Below are 8714 nucleotides of genomic sequence, written 5' to 3'. Positions count from 1 at the left end.
CTCTGACCGTACAGTCTCAGAACGGTACTAACTCTGCTTCCGACCTGCAGTCAATCCAGGACGAAATCACTCAGCGTCTGTCTGAAGTTGACCGTATCTCTCAGCAGACCGACTTCAACGGCGTGAAAGTACTGGATGGCAGCAAAACTTCCATCTCTATCCAGGTGGGTTCTCAGGATGGTCAGACCATCAGCATCAACCTGCAGAAAGTTAACACTTCTTCTCTGAACCTGTCTGGCTTCAACGTTGACGGTCCTGCTTCCAGCGCAACGACTGCTGTTACAAGCGGTTCTACCTACAACAGCACCACGCTGAGCGCAGATGCGTCAGTCAGCTTCTCTGGTACCTCTGCTTTGAGCGCTACCGGTCTGGTTTCTGACTCCAAGGGCAACTACTTCGTTAGTGGTACCCTGGATGCAGCCGTTGAAGGCGTTGGCGCTTCTGGCGACACTGCTTACTACAAACTGACTTCTAACGACATCTCCATCACTGACGATGGCGCGATGACCGTAACTGTTAATGCTTCTACCGACAACCTGACTGGCGTTGCGACGGAAAACCCGTTGACCACGTTGGATAAAGCGCTGTCTACCGTCGATGACATGCGTAGTAACCTGGGTGCGATTCAGAACCGTTTTGACTCCACCATCAACAACCTGACCAGCACGTCTACCAACCTGAGCGAAGCACAGTCTCGTATCCAGGATGCTGACTACGCTACAGAAGTTTCCAACATGAGCAAGGCTCAGATCCTGCAACAGGCTGGTACTTCAGTATTGGCGCAGGCGAACCAGGTACCGCAGACCGTTCTGTCTCTGCTGCAGTAATCTGTTTCCTCTTCTGTCTAAAAAGCCCCGCCTTTGGCGGGGCTTTTTTTATGGCGGATATCGCCTGCAGCGCGAGCAATACCGTGATTAGCCGGTATAAAGAAGATGAATTCAGGTCTTTGAGCCGGCATTCAGCGCCGTATGATTAGTCTGGGGATGTCCCGGTCATTATGGGGTACATCGCGCCAATGTAGAGTCAGCTCCGGTTACATCGAATGCATATAGAGGGTTAGTAATGAACAAGTCCCCACTCGTCAGTATCATTATTCCAGCGAAGGAACCACGATACTTTGAACTCGCACTGTTGAGTGCGACGCTTCAGGATTACGACAATGTAGAAATCATCGTGCACGATGCCAGCGCCGACACCCTTATCGAAAGCGCCGTCTATAAGGCGACCGATGCGTCCCGCCATACCATTCGTTATTTCCGCAGCAAGTCCCCCGACGTCTCTGCATGCGATCTCTGCGTAGAAAGCCTCAAGCTCGCGGAAGGAAAATACATTAACTTCCTGAACGATAGCGATGTACTGAGGGAAGACCACGTCCGATTACTGACAGCGGTATTGGAAGAAGATGATCGCGTGGTGTTCAGTTCGTCACGCCGTCGACGTATAGATGGAGAGGGGCAGATACTCAATGACATTGCTGAAACTGCATACCCATTTTCCGGCAACGTGCAGATTCGTGGACAGAATGTCATTCATTATCTGACTCGGTATGCAGCCAATTTCATTGGTGAGCTGAGCTGTGTTTTGCTGCGGCAGGAAATGCTATCTCCCAAGACGATGTTTACCCTCAACGGCGTCAAGCTTAACTATACGGCACCGCTAGCTTTCTACCTTTCACTGCTACGCGACGGCGACTTCGCTATGCTGTCTGAACCGCTGACCGACAGGCGCGTTCCCGCGGAAAGGGTGGATGGTTCGATCAGCGGTGCGGAGTTCCAGGAGCAGGCGGTGTATTTTCGCCAGGTCCAGAATTCGATTTTCTTCTCGCCTGACGTCAAAAACCCTGAGCTGATCGAGATCGCTGACCTGGACCAAAAAGCGCATTTTTACCCCTTTGATCTCAAAGAAGGTATGAAAGCCGCTTTAGAGGGTAAACCAGAAGAAAACACGACGCCGGACTGGATCGCCAGTCGTTATCCGACGGCCAGTGAGTCAGTGCTGATCAAGGAATATCTCGCTCAGCATCCGGAAGGCCGCGAATTCGGCATTCTCATCATGGATACCGAGGGCGACGTAGAGAAATTGAAGACGACCGTCGAGAGTCTTGAGACCATCGAGTCGGACGGCGTCCTGCTCAAGCGCATCATCCTGACTTCTTCCTCTGAGATCGCGGCGCGTTTCCCAGGCTGTACCGTGCGGGAAATCCGTCAGGAAATTCTCGTCAGGACTATCAACGACGTCGTGCGCGAACAGACTTTCGATTGGCTAATGCTGGTTCAAGCGGGTGAGAGCTTTACCGCAGGTGGCCTGCTGATGACCAGTTTGGGGCTGGTTACCGCTCAGGGCTGTAGCGCTATTTACGGCGACGAGCTGCTATACGGCGAAGATGGGCAGCTGGGACTCTCTTGCCGGCCGGATTTCAACCTGGATTATCTGCTGAGCCTTCCCGCCGTCATGACGCGGCACTGGTTGTTCAATCGGGAGCTGTTTTTATCGTTGGGCGGCTTTGATACCAAGCATGCCAGTTGCATGGAGCTGGAGTACATCCTGCGGTTGATTGAACAGCAGGGGATGGCATCTATCGGGCATCTGGCGGAATTTCTGACGATTTCAGAGGCGTTGTCGATTTCTACCCATGAGGGGGAAATCGCTGTCCTCGAGCGCCATCTACAGCGTCGTGGGTATGACGCCGGTAAAGTGGCGGCCACGTTGCCGGGACACTATCGGATGATTTACGGTCATCAAGAGTCTCCGCTGGTTTCAATCATCATCCCGACCAAAGATCAGCTTCCGGTGCTGGTGGCCTGCGTGACTAGCCTGCTTGAGAAAACGCGCTACCCGAATTACGAACTGCTGATTGTGGATAACAATAGCGAAACGCCTGAAGCGAAAGCCTGGCTGGATGGGGTGGCGAAGGTCGATCCCAACCGTATCCGTGTCATTCGTTATCCTCATCCCTTTAACTACTCGGCAATCAACAACATGGCCGCTGAGCAGGCGCGCGGCGACTATCTGCTTCTGCTCAACAACGATACGGCCGTCGTGCAGCCGGATTGGCTGGACAACATGCTAAACCACGCGCTGCGTCCTGAAGTAGGGATCGTCGGCGCGAAGCTGGTTTATCCGGATGGGCGCATTCAGCATGGCGGCGTCATTCTTGGACTACGCGGACCGGCGGAACATCCGTTCAACGGTGACCCGATGGACGATCCCGGCTATATGCAGCGCCTGAAAGTGGATCAAAACTACAGCGTTGTTACCGCGGCCTGTCTGATGATTAGAAAGTCCGTCTACCAGCAGGTCAACGGGCTGGATGAAGAGGCTTTCAAGGTTTCCTACAACGATGTGGATCTGTGCCTGAAAGTGCGTGAAGCGGGGTATCTCACCGTATGGACGCCCTTTGCCACGGTGATGCATGAAGGCAGCGTGAGTCAGAAAAAGGTAGATACCGCGGCGCAGGAGGCGAAAAGACAACGCTTCCAGGGCGAACAGATGGCCATGTACGAGAAATGGTTGCCGGTTATCGCCCGAGACCCGGCCTACAATATCAATCTGTCTTTGAACGGGCGTGGGTTTGAAGTCGAGCCGGACGCCGGTCTGATTTGGCGTCCGTTAACCTGGCGACCATTGCCGGTGGTCATGGCGCATATGTCTGACCAAACCGGCTGCGGGCACTACCGTATTATCAAGCCGTTTAATGCGCTAAAAGACGCCAATATGATTGATGGCAAACTCTCCAACGTCTATCTAAACACCCCGACCTTCGCGCGCTATGAACCCGAGGTTCTGGTACTGCAAAAACAGGTGTCGGCGTATTTTCATGACTGGATCGAAAAAATCAGCAAGCTGAGCAACACCTTTAAGGTCTACGAGCTGGATGACTATCTGCCCAATATTCCACTGAAAAGCGTGCACAGAGCTGGGCTACCCAAAGATGCGCTGAAAGCGATGCGTAAGAGCCTGGGCTACATGGATCGTTTCGTCGTGTCGACGCAGCCGATGGCGGAGGCGTTCGCTGGCCTTCATGACCGTATTCATGTGGTCGAAAACCGTCTGCCGGTGGAATGGTGGTCTAATCTCGGCGCTCTGCGGCGTCAGGGTAAGAAACCCCGCGTTGGGTGGGGGGGCGGTAGCAGCCATACCGGCGATCTCGAGCTGATTACCGATATCGTGCGAGATTTGGCGGGCGACGTTGAGTGGGTGTTCTTCGGGATGTGTCCTGAGAAATTGCGCCCTTATATCCATGAATTCCACAAAGGGGTAGATATTGATTTTTACCCGCAAAAACTGGCCTCTCTAAACCTGGATTTGGCGCTGGCGCCGTTGGAAGAGAATATCTTCAACCGCTGTAAGAGTAATTTACGTTTGTTGGAATACGGCGCTTGCGGCTATCCGGTGATCTGTACGGATATCGAACCTTATCGTTGCGATCTGCCGGTCACGCGAGTCCGGAACCGCTACAAAGACTGGATGGATGCAATTCGGATGCATCTGGCCGATCTCGATGCGACGGCGAGAATGGGCGACGAATTGCGCGAGGCGGTTTACCGGGACTGGATGTTAAGCGGAGACAATTTACTGCTGTGGCAGAAGGCCTGGTTGCCGGATTGATGTGACATCCTCCGGGGAAGGTATTGGTGGCTGACCCCGGCTGTATCCTTTTAAGCTTATTGAGCAGATGAAATATGATTAACGGAAAAACAATTGGGGTAGGAATAATCACTCATAATCGTCCTAATGAGTTGATCAAGCTCTACCGCTCTCTGCCGCTGGATATTCTGGATGAGCTTGTCATTGTAAATGATGGTCATCTTTTCTCCGAGTTTCATGAGATCACGCATACGCTGATCAATAACCCGGAAAATCTCGGGGTAGGGAAAAGCAAAAACATTGCCTTGCGCTATTTACATGAACGCCATGTCGACCATTTTTTCTTAATTGAAGATGATGTCTTTATCAAAAATAAATCGGTGTTTGAGCGATATATTCAAGCGTCAAAGATCAGTGGCATTCAACATTTCATGTTTAGTCAGGCGACCCCCGCCTGTCTCGATGACGTCGTCAAACCGAAAATGAACGCGGATTATGTTGGCGGACGTATCCAGCTTTACCAGACGTGTGACGGCGCATTCGTTTACTACTCGAAGGCGTGCATCGACCGTGTGGGATATATGGACGAAACCTATTACAACGCGTTAGAGCATGTGGATCATACGCTGGCGATAATAAAAGCGGGCATGCATCCGCCATTTTGGTATTTTGCTGATATCGATAACTCAAAAGAATTTATCGGCTTCGACCATAAGGACTTTGAGCATTCTACGATTTTCTCTCAGGAAAATTACACGAAAAATCAAAAAGCGGCCCTCAACTATTTTCGTGATAAACAGGGGGTGCGCGTGAAGGATATCCCGGACTTAGGTCCGACGGAAACGTTAAAAATATTGAAAGATATTAAGCGGCGGCACACGAAACCTGTGCTATTTCAAACCAAATCGCGTCAGACCAGACGGTAGTTGCTGATTAGCTATCCCTCCGTCGGTTTATCGAGATCGGCCGCATTCGTTTTCGCGGTCGGAATAAAATGGGGGAGGGGCTTTGGCATGATGATTTCAGAGGTAAACTATATTTTATCGAGAAAATTCTTCTGATGCGTAAAGACATATTTAATTACAGAGGTTAAAATACGCCGCCAGAAATTTGGATTCCAGACATTGATGTTGTCCCCGTCATTGCGCGGTATGATGCTTTATTTTTTATTTTCAATAATCTGGCCTCAGTCAAATTGCGGCGCAAAATTTCCTTACCTTTCTTGTATATCTTAAATAGCATGCCTTTTTTATGCCTATTCATTCGATTGTCTACACTATACGAACGCATAATAGTACCGATAACTTTATTATCTAGGTGTTTGTCACTGTGAGTGAGCTGTATACCGCTGAAGGGACCATGGACAAAAATTCCTTATGGAAGCGCTATATACCGTTAGTGCGCCATGAGGCTCTCCGTTTGCAGGTTCGTTTGCCCGCAAGCGTGGAACTTGACGACCTTCTTCAGGCCGGCGGCATCGGGCTGCTCAGCGCAGTAGAGCGCTACGACTCTTTGCAGGGGACGGCGTTCACCACTTATGCCGTTCAGCGCATACGAGGCGCGATGCTGGATGAGTTGCGAAGCCGCGACTGGGCCCCCCGCAGCGTGCGTCGTAACGCCCGAGAAGTTGCTCATGCCATGCAACAGGCCGAGCAACAGCTGGGACGAGCGCCTACGGAACAAGAAGTCGCGCAGATCCTTGATATTCCCCTCGAGGACTATCGCCAGATCCTGCTCGATACCAACAACAGCCAGCTCTTTTCTTACGACGAATGGCGTGAGGAACATGGCGACAGCGCCGAAGCATTGCTGGAAGGCAACGAAGATGCTAATCCATTGAAACAACTTATGGATGTCAATCTCCGTCAGCGTGTGATGGATGCCATCGACAACCTTCCAGAACGAGAAAAACTCGTCTTGACCCTCTACTATCAGGAAGAGCTCAATTTAAAAGAGATCGGTGCGGTTCTGGAGGTTGGGGAGTCACGGGTGAGTCAGTTACATAGCCAAGCGATTAAGCGCCTGCGCGTTAAATTAATGAATGAAAGTTAATTTGGAAGCGTAGGCATGTCGCTATCCCTTTTTACTGTCATGGAATGGATTCATGTCTCAGTCAGCCAGGAAGAAACTGCTTCTAAGTCGTTATTTAAAAGATTTTAAACACAAACAAACTCACTGTTCTAACTGCGGTAAATCGCTTGACCGCGTCTCGTTGGTTTACCAATCCAAACCCCTCAATAAAAAAGCGCTTGAATATCTGGACCGGAAGATAGATGACGAAACCTGGGAATCTATGCAGGAGGAATTAATACCTCTGTGCCGTTTCTGCAGCGAAGTCTTCTGTAAGCCGCCAGCGCATTACTTCAATATCAAATCATTTACCCGTTATCTTATCGACCAAACGGAAGTGCAATACAGCACGATGCGAGAATATGTCATTCGTTTGCGTAGATTGGATGAATTACTTATTACCCGTCATTATCCATCTGAGCGTCTTGCTGAAAATGAGAGTATTCAGCAGCAAATTTGCAGCGATATACCCAATCTGGAACAAAATACCTACCGTAGCGCGTTGCGTAAATACGATCAGTTTTTGGACTGGGAGAAAAATTTTTCGCGGGAAACCGCGTTGATGTTGTAAACCGAGAGACTTCAACTATACATTTATAATATGACAGTGTGAAAAGCCTTGTCAGCAGGGAAGGAATATTGCACTGTCATATTGCTGACATCCTTAGGTCGTATTTTTTTAGCAAGGATTTAGTCTGTCAATTATTATTCTTGTGAATAGTTGTTGTCACAGTAAGGAGTAAGAATGGTGAAGTCCTTGAAGGGACGAAATAGTTCGAAGCTTCATCGTGATTTACCGCATAACTGCTGCGGCGGGCGTTCTACCCTCATCGTTCTCTCTCAACATATCTGTCTAAAATTATCGATCTCCTATTTCCGTTCACAAATTATCCATTTATTTCGAAAACCGACTGCATTGACGCCCGGTGGTTTAACCGTGCCTGCAGGCGGCTTTTCCCCTCTTGTGTTGTCGAGTGGCTTAATAAGGAAGCCAAACCTCATTTGTACATGCAACGCCGCAGAAGCTCATTCATGCGGTATGTGAAACAAACTGTAAGGTGGCACTATGGGAAGACAAAAAGCAGTGATCAAAGCACGCCGTGAAGCGAAACGCGTCATCAGACGTGAAGCCCGCAATCATCGTCAGCGTGAAGAAGATTCGGTCACTTCTCTGGTTCAGTTGGGGGGCATTGAGTCCATCGGGATGGCGCGAGAAAATCGCGACACCTCCATGATTGAAGCTCGCACTGAAGCCCAGGAGCAATACTTGTCCGCAATAGACGATAAGCAGTTGATCTTTGCCACTGGAGAAGCCGGTTGCGGCAAAACGTTTTTGAGTGCCGCCAAAGCGGCGGAAGCGCTGATCCATAAAGAGATTGAGCGGATTATCGTGACTCGCCCGGTTTTGCAGGCAGATGAAGATCTTGGCTTTTTACCTGGTGATATCTCTGAAAAGTTTGCCCCTTATTTTCGCCCGGTCTACGACATTTTGCAGCGACGTCTGGGCGCTTCCTTCTTGCAGTACTGCCTGCGCCCAGAGATTGCGAAGGTCGAGATTGCTCCCTTTGCCTACATGCGAGGGCGAACGTTTGAAAATGCCGTTGTTATTCTGGATGAAGCACAGAACGTTACGGTGAATCAGATGAAGATGTTCCTGACGCGGTTGGGGGAAAATGTCACCGTTATTGTCAATGGCGACATCACCCAATGCGACTTGCCTTCAGGCGTAAGATCGGGTCTACGCGACGCGTTGGAACGCTTCACGGAAGATGAAATGGTGGGCCTGATCTCGTTTAACACACATGATTGTGTCCGTTCAGAACTGTGTCAGCGCACCTTATTGGCTTACGCCTGATTTAAACGCTGTCAGCGCACTTTATGTGCTAAAAGCCCCGGACCTGTGTTTGGGGCTTTTTCTTGTCTCTTAAACCAGAGCCTATATGGGTGGTGATCGTGGCTTATCGCGCTGAGGGAAGGGCGACTGCGGCGTTTCGCGCCTTGCCCTGCGGGTGGCCTGACGGCCATGCAAAACGGCGTTGCCGTTTTGTCGAACCCTG

General features: G+C 50.3%; 6 protein-coding genes. All 6 read left to right on the top strand.

Features of this window, described 5'->3' with window-relative positions; translation table 11 throughout:
- The coding region (locus AU511_RS17905; protein WP_094110283.1) for a flagellin at positions 1-827 on the top strand (827 nt) is incomplete at its 5' end.
- A 235-nt stretch (positions 828-1062) separates the two neighbouring features.
- Complete coding sequence (locus tag AU511_RS16080) at positions 1063-4608, top strand: glycosyltransferase (RefSeq protein ID WP_094110282.1); 3546 nt, start codon at positions 1063-1065, stop codon at positions 4606-4608.
- 74 nt (positions 4609-4682) lie between these two features.
- On the top strand, positions 4683-5513 hold the full coding sequence (locus tag AU511_RS16075; RefSeq protein WP_094110281.1) for a glycosyltransferase family 2 protein: 831 nt from the start codon (positions 4683-4685) through the stop codon (positions 5511-5513).
- Positions 5514-5916: 403 nt separating this feature from the next.
- Complete coding sequence (locus tag AU511_RS16070) at positions 5917-6639, top strand: RNA polymerase sigma factor FliA (RefSeq protein ID WP_094101901.1); 723 nt, start codon at positions 5917-5919, stop codon at positions 6637-6639.
- A gap of 52 nt (positions 6640-6691) precedes the next feature.
- Positions 6692-7228, top strand: a complete 537-nt coding sequence (gene fliZ, locus AU511_RS16065) for a flagella biosynthesis regulatory protein FliZ (RefSeq protein WP_094110280.1) — start codon at positions 6692-6694, stop codon at positions 7226-7228.
- Between the two features lie 495 nt (positions 7229-7723).
- Positions 7724-8512: a phosphate starvation-inducible protein PhoH gene (phoH, locus tag AU511_RS16060; protein ID WP_094101903.1), complete on the top strand. Its 789-nt coding sequence runs from the start codon at positions 7724-7726 to the stop codon at positions 8510-8512.
- The last annotated feature ends 202 nt before the right edge of the window (positions 8513-8714 follow it).

Origin of the sequence: Lonsdalea iberica (assembly GCF_002111585.1) — a bacterium.
Lineage (GTDB): Bacteria > Pseudomonadota > Gammaproteobacteria > Enterobacterales > Enterobacteriaceae > Lonsdalea > Lonsdalea iberica.
This window is presented reverse-complemented; position numbering and strand designations above follow the sequence as displayed.